At 63.7% G+C, this 15,766-nt stretch carries 15 protein-coding genes and 1 tRNA gene; 9 read left to right on the top strand and 7 right to left on the bottom strand.

The window, feature by feature from the left end; all coding sequences use genetic code 11:
* Positions 1 to 34: 34 nt before the first annotated feature.
* Positions 35 to 1,477: a xylulokinase gene (gene xylB, locus AC3EC3_RS06015; RefSeq protein ID WP_488489217.1), complete on the bottom strand. Its 1,443-nt coding sequence runs from the start codon at positions 1,475 to 1,477 to the stop codon at positions 35 to 37.
* 119 nt (positions 1,478 to 1,596) lie between these two features.
* Between xylB and AC3EC3_RS06010 the strand changes: the two genes are divergently transcribed.
* Positions 1,597 to 2,982: a sugar porter family MFS transporter gene (locus AC3EC3_RS06010; RefSeq protein ID WP_488488705.1), complete on the top strand. Its 1,386-nt coding sequence runs from the start codon at positions 1,597 to 1,599 to the stop codon at positions 2,980 to 2,982.
* Positions 2,983 to 3,152: 170 nt separating this feature from the next.
* Here AC3EC3_RS06010 and AC3EC3_RS06005 read toward each other — a convergent pair whose 3' ends face one another.
* From AC3EC3_RS06005 to yghU, 3 genes are all read right to left on the bottom strand, one after another.
* The gene (locus AC3EC3_RS06005) at positions 3,153 to 3,365 is read right to left on the bottom strand and encodes an Arm DNA-binding domain-containing protein (RefSeq protein ID WP_488488704.1); all 213 of its coding nucleotides are present in this window, start codon (positions 3,363 to 3,365) and stop codon (positions 3,153 to 3,155) included.
* Between the two features lie 171 nt (positions 3,366 to 3,536).
* Positions 3,537 to 3,611 (bottom strand) — tRNA-Gln (locus tag AC3EC3_RS06000).
* A gap of 112 nt (positions 3,612 to 3,723) precedes the next feature.
* Positions 3,724 to 4,575 carry a glutathione-dependent disulfide-bond oxidoreductase gene (gene yghU / locus AC3EC3_RS05995; protein ID WP_488488703.1) on the bottom strand — a complete coding sequence of 284 codons (852 nt, stop codon included), beginning with the start codon at positions 4,573 to 4,575 and terminating at the stop codon, positions 3,724 to 3,726.
* A 211-nt stretch (positions 4,576 to 4,786) separates the two neighbouring features.
* Here yghU and AC3EC3_RS05990 point away from each other — a divergent pair, with 211 nt between their 5' ends.
* The gene (locus AC3EC3_RS05990; protein WP_488488702.1) at positions 4,787 to 5,125 is read left to right on the top strand and encodes a hypothetical protein; all 339 of its coding nucleotides are present in this window, start codon (positions 4,787 to 4,789) and stop codon (positions 5,123 to 5,125) included.
* 106 nt (positions 5,126 to 5,231) lie between these two features.
* On the opposite strand, the gene AC3EC3_RS05985 is transcribed toward AC3EC3_RS05990, so the two are convergent.
* A complete protein-coding gene (locus AC3EC3_RS05985) occupies positions 5,232 to 6,332 on the bottom strand; it encodes a branched-chain amino acid aminotransferase (protein ID WP_488488701.1) in 1,101 nt (366 codons plus the stop codon).
* 145 nt (positions 6,333 to 6,477) lie between these two features.
* Between AC3EC3_RS05985 and AC3EC3_RS05980 the strand changes: the two genes are divergently transcribed.
* Positions 6,478 to 6,939 (top strand): hypothetical protein, encoded by a 462-nt coding sequence (locus AC3EC3_RS05980; protein WP_488488700.1) that lies wholly within the window; start codon positions 6,478 to 6,480, stop codon positions 6,937 to 6,939.
* A 623-nt stretch (positions 6,940 to 7,562) separates the two neighbouring features.
* Here the strand turns inward: AC3EC3_RS05980 and AC3EC3_RS05975 are convergent.
* Positions 7,563 to 7,985 (bottom strand): hypothetical protein, encoded by a 423-nt coding sequence (locus AC3EC3_RS05975; RefSeq protein ID WP_488488699.1) that lies wholly within the window; start codon positions 7,983 to 7,985, stop codon positions 7,563 to 7,565.
* Between the two features lie 288 nt (positions 7,986 to 8,273).
* On the opposite strand from AC3EC3_RS05975, the gene AC3EC3_RS05970 reads away from it, so the two are divergent.
* The 6 genes from AC3EC3_RS05970 to AC3EC3_RS05945 all read left to right on the top strand — a co-directional run bounded on the left by AC3EC3_RS05970 (position 8,274) and on the right by AC3EC3_RS05945 (position 13,469).
* Positions 8,274 to 9,110, top strand: coding sequence for a TlyA family RNA methyltransferase (locus AC3EC3_RS05970; RefSeq protein WP_488488698.1), 837 nt, complete (start codon positions 8,274 to 8,276; stop codon positions 9,108 to 9,110).
* Between the two features lie 100 nt (positions 9,111 to 9,210).
* Complete coding sequence (locus AC3EC3_RS05965; protein ID WP_488488697.1) at positions 9,211 to 9,765, top strand: TspO/MBR family protein; 555 nt, start codon at positions 9,211 to 9,213, stop codon at positions 9,763 to 9,765.
* A gap of 467 nt (positions 9,766 to 10,232) precedes the next feature.
* A complete protein-coding gene (locus AC3EC3_RS05960; protein WP_488488696.1) occupies positions 10,233 to 10,475 on the top strand; it encodes an accessory factor UbiK family protein in 243 nt (80 codons plus the stop codon).
* A gap of 74 nt (positions 10,476 to 10,549) precedes the next feature.
* Positions 10,550 to 11,155: a DNA repair protein RecO gene (gene recO, locus AC3EC3_RS05955; protein WP_488488695.1), complete on the top strand. Its 606-nt coding sequence runs from the start codon at positions 10,550 to 10,552 to the stop codon at positions 11,153 to 11,155.
* A 20-nt stretch (positions 11,156 to 11,175) separates the two neighbouring features.
* The gene (leuB, locus tag AC3EC3_RS05950; RefSeq protein ID WP_488488694.1) at positions 11,176 to 12,219 is read left to right on the top strand and encodes a 3-isopropylmalate dehydrogenase; all 1,044 of its coding nucleotides are present in this window, start codon (positions 11,176 to 11,178) and stop codon (positions 12,217 to 12,219) included.
* Between the two features lie 47 nt (positions 12,220 to 12,266).
* Complete coding sequence (locus tag AC3EC3_RS05945) at positions 12,267 to 13,469, top strand: glycosyltransferase (protein WP_488488693.1); 1,203 nt, start codon at positions 12,267 to 12,269, stop codon at positions 13,467 to 13,469.
* An 836-nt stretch (positions 13,470 to 14,305) separates the two neighbouring features.
* On the opposite strand, the gene AC3EC3_RS05940 is transcribed toward AC3EC3_RS05945, so the two are convergent.
* Entirely contained in the window at positions 14,306 to 15,652 is a 1,347-nt protein-coding gene (locus AC3EC3_RS05940; protein ID WP_488488692.1) for a phospholipid carrier-dependent glycosyltransferase, read from the bottom strand.
* Positions 15,653 to 15,766: the final 114 nt, after the last annotated feature.

The following is a 15,766-nucleotide window of genomic DNA, read 5'->3' as shown; positions in this document are numbered from 1 at the left end:
CGGGCGGCTCGCCGGGCCTATCTTGCGGTTTTGCCTATCGTGCGGTTTTGAGTGCTCGGTACAGCGCACGGAAATGCGGCTGTTTCGCCGCCAGTCGCGCCGTAATGTCAGGGGCCGGGTCGATACGTGCGCTGACAGGGCCGGGTTTCGCGATACTGGCGATGTCGTCCTCCCCCAGCGCCAGCCGGGCAAGGTGCGCGGCGCCAAGCGCCGGGCCGACGGCAGCGCCTTCATGCCAGACAAGGGGGCGTTCGAGCGCGCCTGCGATGATCCTGCCCCACTGGGCCGAGCGTGAGCCGCCGCCTGCCATCGACAGGCTTGCGATCCGTTCGCCGTTCGCCTCCAGCGCATCGAGACCGTCGCGCAGGCCCATCGCCACCCCTTCGAGAATGGCCAGGGCAAGATCTGCCCGAGCTGTCGCGCCGGTCATGCCGAGCCATGCGCCGGTGGCATCGGGATCGGCATGGGGAGAGCGCTCACCGGAAAGATAGGGCAGGAAGATCACCCCGGATCGCGGATCTGCCTCCTCCGCTTCCTGAAGCAGCGCGGGAACGTCGGCAAAGCCAAGCGCCCGCGCGCCCCAGTCCAGACAGGCGGCGGCTGACAGCATCACGGTCATGCGGTGCCAGGTGTCCGGAATGGCGTGCGCGAAGGCGTGAATGCCGCGCGATACGTCGGGCTGGAAGCCATCCGACACGCTGAAGATCACCCCGGAAGTGCCTAGCGACAGGAACGCCTGCCCCGGTTGCACGACGCCCAACCCGACCGCGCCTGCCGCATTGTCTCCGGCGCCCCCTGCCACCGGCACGCGGTCCATGCCCCAGCGGGCGGCAACCTCTGCGGTCAGGCGCCCGGATGGCATGTTGCCTTCCACAAGCTCCGGCATCGCGCTGCGGCTGAGCCCGCAGGCTTCGAGCATGGCGTCGGACCACTGCCGTGCGCGAACGTCGAGCCACAGCGTGCCGCTGGCATCCGACATGTCGGACACCCGTTCGCCGGTCATTTTCAGACGCAGCCAGTCCTTGGGCAGCAGGACGCCTTGCGTGGCGGCGAAGACATCGGGTTCGTGCTCTGCCAGCCACAACAGCTTGGGGGCGGTGAAACCGGCAAGGATCGCATTGCCGGTGATCTCGCGGGCATGCGGTTCGCGCTCCAGAAGCGCAGCGCATTGCGGCCCGGCGCGGCCATCGTTCCACAGGATCGCGGGGCGCAGCACCCGGTCGGCCTTGTCCAGCACCACGGCGCCGTGCATCTGCCCGGACAGGCCGATCCCGCGGACCTTGCGGCGTAGACCGGCATCGAGTTCGCCGATAGCGGCCTCGGTGGCCGCCCACCAGTCGGCCGGGTCCTGCTCCGACCACAGTGGCTGCGGGCGCGACACGTCGAGCAGCGCAGTCGCTTGGGCGACGACCATCCCGCCATCGTCGACGATCACCGCTTTGACGCCCGAAGTGCCCAGGTCGATCCCGAGATACATGTCCAAGTCCTTGTTACTGCTGCCCAGAGCGGTATCATCATAGCAACGCATGATGGAGCCGAAAGGCCGCACGCGCGTTGCGAAGAAACGCAAACCTGCCGGGAAGAGGTATTTCGCTCATGGCCATCACCGTCACGCCGTTCTCGGTGCCCTCGCCTGACGGGCAGGGGCCGTCGCTCGCTCATCGCGGCCTGCTGGCGTGCATCGTCACGACGGCACTGGCGGGACTGCTGTTCGGGTTCGACACAGCGGTGATCTCCGGCACGACGGAGTCGCTGCGGCGGGTCTATGCCCTCGACGATGTGTGGCTGGGCGTGACGGTATCCTCGGCGCTGTGGGGCACGCTGGTCGGCGCGCTCACGGCAGGCATTCCCGGTGACCGCTTTGGCAGTCGTAACACGCTGCGCATCCTGGCGATCTTCTACGTCGTCGGAGGGCTGGGCTCGGCGATGGCGTGGGACTGGGGTTCGTTGATTGTCTTTCGCGTGATCGCCGGGCTGGCGGTGGGCGGTTCCTCGGCGCTGGCGCCGGTCTATATCGCCGAAATCGCGCCGTCTTCACGCCGGGGCGGACTGGTCGCCTCGTTCCAGTTCATGGTGATCTTCGGCATTCTGGCGGCCTATGTTTCCAACGCGGTGATTGCCGGGATGGACATCGGCGCGGACGACTGGCGCTGGAAATTCGGCGTTTCCGCCGTGCCCGCTGCCGTGTTCCTGTTGCTTCTGCTGCGCATCCCTAACAGCCCGCGCTGGCTTCTGGCCAAGGGGCGCGAAACCGAAGCGCGCGACGCCTTCGTTCATGTCGGGCTCAGCGATGCGGGCGCCGACGCGGAAATCGCGGCGGTCCGCACGGCCCTGACCGAGCGGCCAAGCGGGGCGAAGCTCTCGTGGTCGCGCCACCGCAAGCCGATTATGCTGGCGTTCATGGTCGCGGCGTTCAACCAGCTTTCGGGTATCAACGCACTGCTCTATTATCTCAACGACATCTTCGCGAAGGCTGGCGGAAGTCTTTCACCCGATCTCCAGGCGATCATTATCGGCGTGGTCAATGCCGTCTTCACGGCCGTGGGCATGGCGCTGATCGATCGGCTGGGGCGCCGCACACTGCTGCTGATCGGTTCGGCGGGTATGGGGGCGTGCCTTGTCGTTGCAGGCCTTGCGATGAGCGGCTTGCTGCCCGGATGGATCGTGCTCCCTGCGCTGATCGGCTTCATCGCCTTCTTCGCGCCCAGCACCGGTGCCGTCATCTGGGTCTATATCTCGGAAGTCTTCCCCACAAGCGTTCGCAGCCGGGGCAGCGCGATCGGTGCTTCTACGCACTGGGGTTTCGATGCGATGATCGCGGCGGCGTTTCCGGCGATCGCTGCGGTGTCCGGCGGCTTGCCGTTCTTCTTCTTCGCCGCGATGATGGCCGCGCAGTTCTGCCTCGTGCTGTTCTACTTCCCGGAAACTAAAGGTGTTCCTCTGGAGGAAATGGAGCGGCGTCTCGGGGTGTCGAAGGATTGATTGCAGTCATGGTCATCGCGGAGCCTGGCTTCGTCAATCTGCACCTGTTCGTCAGTCCCGAAGATCCCAACCATATGAACTGCTCAACAAGAGCGAAAACGAGCGATCCGGGGTGCTCTCGACAGCGATGTCCTTCCTCGGGCTTTATCGCGACCCCACCATTGCCGAGGTCAAGCCCGGGCGTCAGCAAGTGTATGAGCAGGATAGGGCCCCAAGCGCATCCGGATCAACTGACCGTCTCCGGCCAGACGGCGTGCGTAACGCCAGTTTTTTTTACCGCTGGGAAGCCGTTCCAGGCTTAAACCGGGATACAAAGGATCCCTGATTGACCCCACAGAGAGCTCGTCCAGAGCAAGAGGTGAGAACGCAATTTTCCGTGCCATTTACCGATTCCATGGCCGGCCCCGACTCGCAGAAAATCATGATACAAATCGTGATACAAACGCCGTCTAACCCGGGCTAGCCCAGTCCAGCGAGTCCAAGCGACGAAAGTTTCGAAAATCAGGATTGTGTAGCAGGATCAATGATCAAGGGCCGAATTTCAAGGATTCGGCTGGCTGGGGCGGCAGGATTCGAACCTGCGAATGCCGGTACCAAAAACCGGTGCCTTACCACTTGGCGACGCCCCATCAGGGAAGTGGCGCTTAGCGACAAATTGCCGGGCTGAAAAGGCCTCTCGGCAGGAAAAATGGTCATTTCGCAGCCGGTGCGGGAGTGTTTCTCCGCACCGGCTGTAAAGCATCAGTCTGAGCCGAGGATCGCGTCGATATCCGCTGCGCTGTGGCGGTTTTCGACGAAGCCTTCGCCCTTGCGATTGACGATCGACCCGCGCTTCACGCCGCGACGTGCGCCAAGCTGGTTCGACCAGCGCACGAGGTTCCCATATTCGCTCACCTGCAGGAATTCACGGGCATCGCCATAGGCTTCGCCGTTCACCATGCGCGAGAACCAGCCGTAGGCCGCCATGTCGGCAATAGTGTAATCAGCGCCGGCCAGATATTCACTGTCGCCCAGGCGCTTGTCCGCCACGTCGAGCAGGCGCTTGGTCTCCATGGCATAGCGGTTGATCGGATATTCGTATTTTTCGGGTGCATAGGCATAGAAGTGCCCGAAGCCGCCGCCGATCATCGGTGCGCTGCCCATCTGCCACATCAGCCAGGACAGACACTCGGCGCGTGCCGGGCCGGACGTGGGCAGGAAGACGCCGAACTTTTCGGCGAGATGCATCAGGATTGCGCCCGATTCGAACACGCGAAACGGCTCTTTGCCCGAGCAGTCGAGCAGGGCGGGGATTTTCGAATTCGGGTTGATGGCAACGAAACCGCTGCCGAACTGGTCCCCATCCATGATCGACACGAGCCAGGCGTCATACTCGGCCTCGGAGAATCCGGCGTCGAGCAGTTCCTCGAACAGGATCGTCACCTTCTGCCCATTGGGCGTGCCAAGTGAGTGCAACTGGAAGGGATGTTCGCCGCGCGGCAGGTCCTTGTCATGCGTAGCGCCGGAAACGGGGCGGTTGAGCGTTGCCCATTGGCCTCCGTTGGCTTTGTCCCAGGTCCAGACTTTGGGCGGGGTGTAAACGGGATCGGACATGGCAAGCTCCTGCGAGGAAGGGTCGCGAGGGGAAGTAGGGAGCGGTCTGCGTCACGACAAGCCTTCGGAGAAGGCATCACTAATCCAGTGAAAATACCTAGGGTTATCTTCAGGCACGGATCAGTGATGTGCCGGTAAGGAGCCTGCAGGGGCAATCGCCCAGGGGCACGGAAACGCCCGGTCGCATATCTATTTCTAAGGTCATGTCCGCATGTCGAGCCTTTCTGCGTTTTCGTCCCTGTTGCCGCGCCGTTTTTCCGCGCTCGAGCCTTTTGTCGCTTACTGGGCTGTCGAAGATGCGCACTTGCGGGCGACACGGCGCGATGCTGCCAGTCTTGAGGCGTGTCGGGATTTTGATGTCGCCGTGCGTGCTTTTCTACCGCTGGCGCTGGCCTATCTTGACCTGCTGCCACGTACTGCGCACGGTCTGAAGGAGCAGCGCTTGCAGAATTTACTGCTGGGACATGCACATGCCTTGCAGGTTCTGCGCTGCGGTGCGGGCCTCGCGTACGGCAAGCCGCTCTCCACATCGCCAAGGCGCTGTCATTGATGGCGCGAAACGACAGGGGCGTAAGAAAAATCGCCGCATGAAAAAGGGCGCCGAAACCTCATGGATCCGGCGCCCTTTTTTAGACCAGTCAATATGTAAAGCCTGCTCAGGCGATCTTGCGGACCCAGCCGTGCGTGTCGCTCTCCTGGCCGCGCTGGATTGCAACAAGGCGTGCCTTCAGCTTCTGGGTGAGCTGGCCGGGGCCGCCGGTGCCGATCTCGAAATCGCCGTCATGGCCACAGACCTTGCCCACCGGCGTTACCACGGCTGCTGTGCCGCAGGCGAAGGTTTCCAGCAGCTTGCCCGAGGCAGCAGCAGCGCGCCATTCGTCCATCGAATAACGGCCTTCGATCACCTGCAGGCCTTCCTCGCGCGCCAGCGTCAGAAGGCTGTCACGGGTGATGCCGGGCAGGATGGTGCCAGTAAGTTCCGGGGTCAGAAGAGTGCCGTCCGCAAAGACGAAGTAGAGGTTCATGCCGCCCAGTTCTTCGATCCACTTGCGCTCTACGGCATCGAGGAACACGACCTGATCGTGCCCGCGTGCGATAGCCTCGCCCTGCGGTACGAGGCTGGCGGCGTAGTTGCCGCCGCACTTGGCGGCGCCCGTGCCGCCGGGCGCGGCGCGAACATAATCGCTTACCCAGATCGAGACTGCGGGTGAGCCGGACTTGAAGTAGTTGCCTGCCGGGCTGGCGATGACGATGAACTTGTAGCTCTTGGCCGGGCGCACGCCCAGGAATGCCTCGGTCGCGATCATGAAGGGGCGCAGGTAGAGCGAGGCGCCTTCGCCTTCGGGAATCCAGCTGCGATCGGCGCGAACCAGCCGTTCGATCGCCTCGATGAACAGTGCCTCGGGCAGTTCGGGCATGGCAAGGCGACGTGCGGAATCGTTGAAACGGCGGGCATTCGCTTCGGGGCGGAACAGCGAAACGCTGCCATCGGCCTGCACGTAAGCCTTCAGGCCTTCGAAGATTTCCTGGGCATAGTGAAGCACGGCGGCGGCCGGATCGAGGGCCAGCGGGCCGCGCGGGCCGAGCGTGGCGTCATGCCAGCCGTTGCCTTCGCTCCATTCGATGACGACCATATGATCGGTGAAGTGCGAGCCGAAACCGGGGTTGGCGAGTACCGCCGCGCGCTGCTCGTCGCTGGCCGGAGCCGGATGGGGCAGGGTGGTGAATGCGAGGCCGGTATCGGCGAGAGTCGCCATCGAAAGGGTCCTTTGAAACGGGTGGGGGACGGCCCCAGTGAACTAAAATTGCCTAAATGACAAGGTAATGGAAATTTTCCATCGCGTGCATTTTTCTTAGCACCTTGTGCAAGCCACGCAAACTGCGGAAAAAGCGCGGGCGCCGATGACCCGGCTGGTGCATCGCGTGCGGATACGGCAAGACGCCGGGATCATGCTGGACAACACCGCCATCGAGGCCGTCGCTATGGGCCTGCTCGACCGCTCGTTGCCCAAGGCGCAATGGACGCACGAGGCGCATTTCGCGGCGGTGGTATGGCTGCTGCGCCATCGCTCGGAGTGCGCCGAGCCCGTCGCGCTGCGCGCCATTATATCGGCGTACAATGAAGCGACGGGGACGGCGAACACGGAGAGTTCAGGCTATCACCACACGATCACGCTGGCCTCGCTGCGCGCGGCGAAAGTGCGGCTCGATGATCGACAACTCGCTGATGTGCTTGCCGAAATCATGTCCTCATCGCTGGGGCGTTCGCACTGGCTGCTGACGCACTGGAGCCGGGAGCGGCTGTTCTCGCCGCTCGCCCGGCGTGACTGGGTAGCGCCGGATCTGGTCGATCTGCCGTTCTGAATTCTCTGTTTCGCGAAGACAGCTGAAACGGACTGAAACGGACACAACCGGGGTAGAGACGGACACAGAGCGCTCGAAGCCGTGCAAGGCTGTCCGCTGAGCAAGCCCATAACTGAGAAGGGCCGCACCGATATCTCGGTACGACCCTTCGCATGGTCAGCGGCCGGGAAGTGCCGCCAGTGAGACCTTTATCGCAAGCGCTCCAAAGAGCGTATCAGCGATAATGCCTCACGACGGAAATTGCCGACCTCTCTGCTGAACCATGAGACATCGGATCACCTCCTTTCGCGCTGTTGAGCCATAGACGCCGCATCGCTGCGGCTGGGACTTCGGCTGCGCCCAGGCGCGTAAACCGGGGGCCGTTGTCTTGAGGAAAATGTGTCGCATTCCGCAGTGCATCACAAGACTTGTAATCCTGTTTTTTGCGGTCAATATCGTTGCTTCCCGCCGGTTATCCCCAGCGAAACGGCGCAGGAATCGGAGCCTTTTCGCCGTTGTTTCGGCAAAGGTCCGCTGCGTGCCCAAAGCGCACGAAAACGGCGCAAATTCTCCCAATTATCTGCGCACTTTTACACAATTGACGGAAAAGAATCGCTGCCGGGATCGGGCGAGCACGTCCGCTTTCAGCGGCAGTCCTCGATCACCCGGCCAACCTCGGCCCAGCTGGGCAGGTAGAGCGTGGGGGCACCGCTGGTGAATACCGCGAAGCGACCGCGGCTGAAGGCCATGGCATCGAGTTGCGGATCGCTTGCCGCGAGCGTGATGGCGAGCCCGCCGGGCACTGGGCTCGCGGTGAAGCTGCGCGCGCCGTAGGTCGTGGTGATCTGCATGGTCGCAGGCGTGGTTATCGACGAGGTGCGCATCAACACGATCGTGCGGGCGGCGTGGTTGCAGGTCAGCGAAAAGAGGCTTCCACCTGCCATGTCGCCGTAGCTGGCGCGCGTGCCGCCGCCGACTGGTCCCCATGTCCAGTCACCTGCCGTGCGCGGCGCATCGCGCCAGTCCTGCGAGGCGGGAGCCACTGGCGACGAGGGCGTGCTGGGCATATATTGCGGGGCAGGGCGCGGGGGCAGGTGATGACCGTGATGGCCTCCGCCGACTCTGGCACCGCCGGGTGCTTCTACCTGCGGCACGCACGCTGCGGCCAGCAGGGAGGTCAGTGCGATGCCTGCCCCGAGGAATAGGCGGCGCGCTGTCGAGGATGCGCTGCCGCGCGGGGCAGGGCGTGCACGGTTGTCTTGGGGGCGGAGAGCGCGGATAACGGGGCGGGCCGGATTTGCCTTCATCCCCTCGGTATGGAATGAGGCGCCGCCTATCACAAGGGCCCTTTGCCGATGACCGACCCACACCAGCCCCAATCTGCCCCAACGCCTGCCGAGGCGGGCGCTGCCCGCAAGGCGCCCGAAAAGCCCGCCGCAAAGCAGCGCGTCGATCAGATGCTGGTGGACAGAGGCCATGCCGAAAGCCGCACGCGGGCGCAGGCGCTTGTGCTGGCGGGGCTGGTGTTCTCGGGCGAGACCAAGATCGCCAAGCCCGGCCAGTCGCTGCGTGGCGATGCGCCGCTGGAGGTGCGCGGGCGCGATCACCCCTGGGTCTCGCGCGGGGGGCTCAAGCTCGCCCATGCCATCGCGCATTTCGGCCTCGACCCGAAGGATGCCGTGGCGATGGACGTCGGCAGTTCGACCGGCGGCTTTACCGATGTGCTGCTCACGAACGGCGCGGCGCATGTCTTCGCGGTCGATTCGGGCACCAACCAGCTGGCGTGGAAGCTGCGGCAGGATCCGCGCGTCACGGTGATGGAGCAGACCAGCGCGCGGGTGCTGACGCCCGAGATGATCGACCGGCCTTATGGCTGGGTGGTCTGCGATGCCAGCTTCATCGGTCTGTCCAAGGTACTGGAAGTGCCCTTGCGCCTTGCAGCGCCGCATTGTCGTCTCGTCGCGCTGATCAAGCCGCAGTTCGAGGTCGGGCGCGGCGAAGTGGGCAAGGGCGGTGTGGTGCGCGATCCGGCGCTGCACGAACGCGTCTGCAACGAGGTGCGCGACTGGCTGGAAGCGGACGGCTGGCAGGTGCAGGGCATCGTCGAGAGTCCCATTACGGGACCGGAAGGCAACGTCGAGTTCCTGATTTCCGCGCTTCGTGCGCCTCAAAGTGAGGCAAACGCGGGATAAACCTTGCGATTGCACATAGCCCGGCCAGCCTGCACAAACCCTCGTCTGTTCCTGCGGAACCCTTGATTCGGGGTTCTGCGTCCCGGAGTATGAAGCGCTGATGCAGTCGATTGCCTCTCCCGGCCAGTTGCGGGCCAGTTTCTGGCGCTGGACTCTGGTGATCGTGCCGCTGGTGATCCTGCTCGGCTTCATTTCGGGGCGCGCCTCGGTAAGCGGGCCGGACAACCCGTGGTTTGCCGCGCTGGTGAAGCCTTCGATCTACCCCGCGCCGCTGGTGTTTCCGATTGTCTGGTCGCTTCTCTATGTGATGATGGGGCTTGCCGCGGCGATGGTCGCTGCGGCCAGAGGCGCGCGCCTACGCGGGCTGGCGCTGGTGTTCTTCGGTGTGCAGCTGGTGCTCAACCTCGCCTGGTCGCCGGTGTTCTTCGGCGCGCACAAGATGCATGCGGGGCTGGTGGTGATCGGCCTGCTCGACCTCGCCGTGATCGTCACCATCGCCGCCTTCTGGCGCGTGCGCCGCCCCGCCGCGCTGCTACTGGTGCCCTACCTCGCGTGGATCCTGTTCGCGACGTACCTCAACTACGCCTTCCTTCAGGCGAACCCCGGACAGGACGGCGCCCAAGGCTCGGGCGCGGTACAGCGGATCGAGATCTGAGGGGGTGGGGATGCGTGCGGGACTTATGACGTTGCTCTGTTTTTGCGGGCTGTTTGGCATGATTGTGGACATAATCGTAATGTTCGCAAAGAGGACGCATGAGACCTCACAGCCTTGGGCCGGTATGCAAAGTCGCGCACGCACACGAAAAGATGGCTCGACCTATGTTCAGGCATATTATTCGAAAGGTGCGGCGGCAGTAAAAGTGAAGATGAAAGCGCATTGGTCTTTCTGGATATTTTGTGCCTTTTTTTGGATAGGATTGCTTGCGGGCTGAGATATGGCGACGATGCGGTCGTCGACAGATTTAGGCTGAGCGGAGTTGTCAGTCGTCATTCCGAAGTGGGCCGGGATCGCTGTGAGCAGGACGCTTCATCGAGAGCGGTCCCAGCTTCCGCTGGGACGACGGTTAGGGCGAGATGTAAGTCCCTCTTGCGGTAACGCGCGCAAGCCGCCATCTAGGCGCCATGCAGAGCGAAAACCCTTTCATCGCCGATGTCGTCAAGATGATGAACAGCGCCGCCGGCACCTTGGCCGGTATGACCCGCGAAGCGCGCGATTCGGCGCGCGAGCGGTTCCGTGAGATGCTCGGCGACATGGACTTCGTCAGCCGCGAGGAATTCGAGGCGGTGAAGGAAATGGCCGCGTCCTCGCGCGCCGAGGTCGAGGATCTGAAGGCGCGCATCGCCGCACTCGAAGCTAAAGGTTGATCCTCAGTCAGCATTTCCGTTTTCGTGAACGCGCCGGATCTTCCGGCGCGTTCGTCGTTTGGGGCGTCTGAGACGTGCAGCTTCGCACTACCGCGCTGGTCTGCGCCGTGCGCGCCCATGGCGAGACGGCCTCGATCGTCCGTCTGCTGACTGCCGAGGCGGGACTGGTCGCAGCCTATGTCGCAGGCGGGCGCGGGCGGGAATTGCGGCCCGTGCTGATCCCCGGCAACCGGGTGGAGGTGGATGTCCGTTCGCGCACCGAGACGCAGCTACCTTTCGCGCGGCTGGAACTGGTGCAGAGCCGCGCGCCATGGCTGACCGAACCGCTGCCCGCGGCCGCGATCGGCTGGGTGACGACGCTGACCGCCGCCGCCTTGCCCGAACGACAGCCCTATCCGGCGCTGCCCGGCGCGCTGGATGCGTTGCTCGATGCGGTATGTCTGGCCCCGTCGGCGCGCGGCTGGCTGATTGCGCTGCTCTCCTACGAAGTGCTGATGCTCCGCGAACTGGGCTATGGCGTGCCCGTCAGCCGCCCGGAAGAGGACGACTGGGATGCGATGCTGGCGGTTTTCGATAGGCTGGGCACCCAGCTTTCGCGCTATCCGCTTGCCGATCGCCGCCAAGACGCTATGGCGGCCCGCGCTTTGCTGCGAGAGCGGCTTGCGCGTATCAGCGGTTGAAAGACGAGGAAGCGGACATCATGCGTATCGCGGTTTTTGCAGGCGACGGAATTGGCCCCGAAGTGACCGAACAGGCTGTTCGGGTGCTCAAGGCGCTCGATCTTCCGGGTCTCGAACTCGTCGAGGGCGATGTCGGCGGCGCGGCCTATCGTAAGCACGGCCATCCGCTTCCCGCGCAAACACTGGACATCGCGCGCTCGGCCGATGCGATCCTGTTCGGCGCGGTGGGCGATTTCGATCTCGACCATCTGGAGCGCGCGCTGCGTCCCGAGCAGGCCGTTCTGGGCCTGCGCAAGGAACTGGGCCTGTTCGCCAACCTGCGCCCCGCACAGGTGTTCAAGGGGCTGGAGGACCTGTCCTCGCTGCGTCCCGAGATTTCGGGCGAGATCGACCTCCTCATCGTGCGCGAACTGAATGGCGATGTGTACTTCGGCGAGAAGGGCACGCGCACGCTGGAAGACGGTCGCCGTCAGGGCTGGGACATGATGTCCTACGCCGAGGACGAAGTGCGCCGCATCGCACACGTGGGCTTCAAGGCAGCGCTGACGCGTGGCAAGAAGCTGTGCTCGGTCGACAAGGCTAACGTGCTGGAAACCTCGCAGCTGTGGCGCGACGTGATGATCGAAGTCTCGGCGGAATATCCCGAGGTCGAGCTGACCCACATGTATGTCGATAACGCGGCGATGCAGCTGGTGAAGAACCCCGGCGCTTTCGACGTGATCGTCACCGGCAACCTGTTCGGCGATATCCTTTCCGATCAGGCGAGCATGTGCGTGGGCTCGATCGGCCTGCTCGCCTCGGCGAGTCTCGCGGAAGGCAGCTTCGGTCTTTACGAGCCGATCCACGGTTCGGCGCCGGATATCGCGGGCAAGGGCCTTGCCAATCCGATGGCGACGATCCTCTCGGCCGCCATGCTGCTGCGCCACTCGCTGGGCCTCGAAGCCGAGGCGCTGCGCATCGAGGCGGCAGTCGCGGCGACGCTGGCCGATGGCATCAAGGGCGGCGATCTGGGCGGCCGCCACGGCACGCGCGAAATCGGTGACGCCGTGCTCGAACGCCTGTAAGAGCGATCGCTGACGGAATTTTCAGGTTTAGACCCAAGACACGACGCATGACCACTATCGGTACACATATCGCTCCCGAGAGCATCCCGCAGACGCCCGTCGCGCAGCCGCAGGCAGATCTGCGCCCGCTCGAACTCGCCATCGTCCTGCCGACCTATAACGAGCGCAAGAACATCGCCACGATGGTCGAGCGGATCGACAAGGCGCTGGCAGGCATCGCGTGGGAAGTGATCTACGTCGATGACAACAGCCCCGACGGCACCGCCGACGAGGTGCGCCGCATCGCGCAGGAAGACACGCGCGTACGCTGCATCCAGCGCATCGGTCGCCGGGGCCTTGCCAGCGCCGCGATCGAGGGTATGTGCGCCACCAGCGCACCCTTCGTCGCGGTGATGGATGCCGATCACCAGCACGATCCGGCGCTGCTGCGCGGCATGCTGGCGGCGGTGAACTCGGGCCAGTACGACCTCGCCTATGCCTCGCGCTTCGCCGAAGGGGCGAGCACCGAGGAGTGGGGCCGCCCTGACCGCGTGAAGGCCTCAGGCTTCGCCAACAAGATCGCCAACAAGGTAACGGGTGTCGAACTGACCGACCCGATGAGCGGCTTCTTCCTGATCCCGGCAAAGATCCTGCGCGCGGATGCGCATCGTCTTTCGGGCGTGGGCTTCAAGATCCTTCTCGATATTCTCGCCACCGTTGACACGCCGCTGCGGGTCAAGGAATTTCCCATGAACTTCGCCGCCCGCGCGGAAGGCGAGAGCAAGCTGGATCAGACTGTCGTGTTCGAATTCCTCGTTGGCCTTTACGACAAGTGGCTCGGGCGCATCATCCCGACGCGCTTCGCGCTGTTCGGCACGGTGGGCGCGATGGGTGTGGTGGTACAGGTCGCCGCGCTGTGGATTTTGCTGCACTTCGTGTTCGGTGTGCGCTTCGTGATCGGTAACTGGTCGGAAAGCACGACCTTCAACGTCGCCAATGCGATTGCGGCGCTGGTGGCGATGACCTTCAACTTCGTGTTGAACAACGAACTGACCTATTCGGACAAGCGCCTGCGCGGCTTTGGCCCGGTGCTGCGCGGCTGGGCTCAGTTCGCCGTGGCCTGCTCGTTGGGCCTGCTGACGAATGTCGGTTCGGCAGCTGTGCTCAAGACCATCGGCATTCACTCGGCCATCGCGGTTGTGACGGGCATCGTGCTGGGCGCGGTGTGGAACTTTGCGCTGTCGTCCAAGTTCGTTTGGGGCAAGTACTGATCCGGCGTTCACTGCCGATCATCTGACGAAAAGGCCCGCGCAACCGAATGGTTTCGCGGGCCTTTTCGTATCTGCTGTTTGTGCATTTGCCAGTTGTAGTTTCATAGGAATGACAAAAGAAGGCAGTGTCCGCAGACGTCTCATTGCGGTTATTCACCAACCGTGCTTTTATCTGCCAATGTGCATGCTAGTGAAGCAGGGATTGAACTCGGAAAGACCCGAATGAATCAGAGCGTGTTCGTCGGGCTAGCGCTCATCACCGTCGCGGCCTATCACCTCGTGCCAGCGGTCCTAACTGGCACGATCCCCAGCAAATGGCCCGTCAAACCACTAAGCCGAGCCGCAAAGCCGCAGCAGTATGGAATAACCTTCAGCGTGTTCGCTGCGGCGGGTATAGCGGGGGTTGGCATCCTTATCGTCTCGCTTTTGAAGATGGCGGTCTTTTAGACCGCGCAGTCGCCAAATCTCAGGTGTCGCAAACGGCAGCAACCCACCCCCATTCGTCATTCCCGCGAAGGCGGGAATCCAGAAGCGGCCTTGCGCTAAAAGATACCTTCGTGGCCTCCGTCCAAAGACTCTTATCTGCACGAAACGGTGCGCTTTATTCTGGCCGCATCTCAAACCTGATCCAGCAGAAGCGGATCAAGGCCTGGAGCGGGGGCAGGAAGCTCCGGATGACCAAAGAGGGAAATCCGCAGCGGTGAGATCTCGCCTGCGATTTCGGTTTCGACGCGTTGCGCTCACTGGATTCCCGCCTTCGCGGGAATGACGAAGATCAGGGTATCTCGATCGAGTGACCGTTCACTGCTTTCAGCAGGCGCTCTCGTTCGTTCCACTCACCGCCAGCTCGGCAGCCAGATCCACACGTTGTAAAACTGGGTATAGGGCATCGGGAGCCCTGATATGATCGGATAGAATCCGACGAACATCAGCACCGCCAGCACGACGCCGCCGGGGCCGGCCCAGCGCCAGCGGTCGCGGCGCAGCGCGAGCGCTTCGAGCGCAAAGGCGAGCAGGGCCATCAGGAAGGCGCCGGGCAGCAGGTAGTGGTAGTAGAACTGCACCGGCTTGCCATCGAGCGCCCACATCATCAGCGTGCCGAGATAGAGCGCGACGAAGCAGGCAACATCGCTGCGGCGGCGCCAGATCATGGCCCACAGGCCCCACACCAGCGCGAACAGTCCGGCGATCATCGAGAAGGGATTGCCCAGCATCACGATGCCGCGCGGGGCACCGTCGATGGTCTTGAACAGATACCAGATCCCGCGCCAGTCGACGATCCACTGATACCAGTAGGTCTGGTAAGGGTGCGGTTTCTTCACCGAGTCCTGTAGGCGGAACATCAGCTTGTGCTGGCCTACGATGTCGAACGGGGCGAGCGTGTGCTGGGCGTAGAACATGGCGGGCAGGAAGGTCAGCCAGTAAACCACCAGCGGCACGAGGCCGAGCCACACGAAGGCCTCGACCAGCGAGATCCCGGCAGCAGGGCCGCGGGTCTGGCTGGCGATCCCGGCGCGGCGCTTGGCGCGCGGCAGGATCGGGCCGCCGTCACGCAGGCACAGGATCAGGAAGCATAGCCCCGGCATCGCCAGCGCTGGCGCGCTGCTCCATTTGGCGCCGAGCGAGAGGCCCAGCGCCACACCTGCGAATACAAGGCGACGGCGGGCAGCGCCGCGCTTTGGCTCGCGCAGGGCGCCCGCGAATTGCCACAGGCCGACCATGCACAAGCTGGCCTCCACCATGTCGAGCATGGCGATGCGGCTCTGGACGAACCACATGAAGTTGGTGGCCAGCAGGATCATCGCCGCGATCGTTGCCCAGCGGCGATGGCTGGCATGCCACACCGTCCGCCCGAACGCGAACAGGCCAAGCCCGCCGAACAGCACCATCGGGAAGCGCCAGCCGAACGGACGGTCTCCCAGGAAATGGATCGAGGCGGCCAGCACTTCCTTGGCGAACAGCGGATGTTCGCGGTTCACCGCCACCAGTTCCAGCATCTTGCGCGCGGCGGGGACGTAGTGGATTTCATCGAAATAGAACTTGCTCGGGATCGACAGGCGCCATGTCGCCAGCGCCATGAAAGCCACGGCAAGGCCCACGCACCACTCGATGGGGTCGATGTTCCTGCGGGCGGCAGAGGCCAGAGCGGAGGACGGGGCGGCGGACGAAAACGTGCGGGGCATCGCCGGGCGGGATAAGCGCGGCACGGGCGCGGCGCAAGCATCGGTAATGTCACGGGCGATCGGGTGTGCGACTCGCTTGCACCTACATCTGGTGCGTCCTAGAGCGGTGCCATC

This window comes from Novosphingobium sp. BAM6 (assembly GCF_057784955.1).
This window is presented reverse-complemented; position numbering and strand designations above follow the sequence as displayed.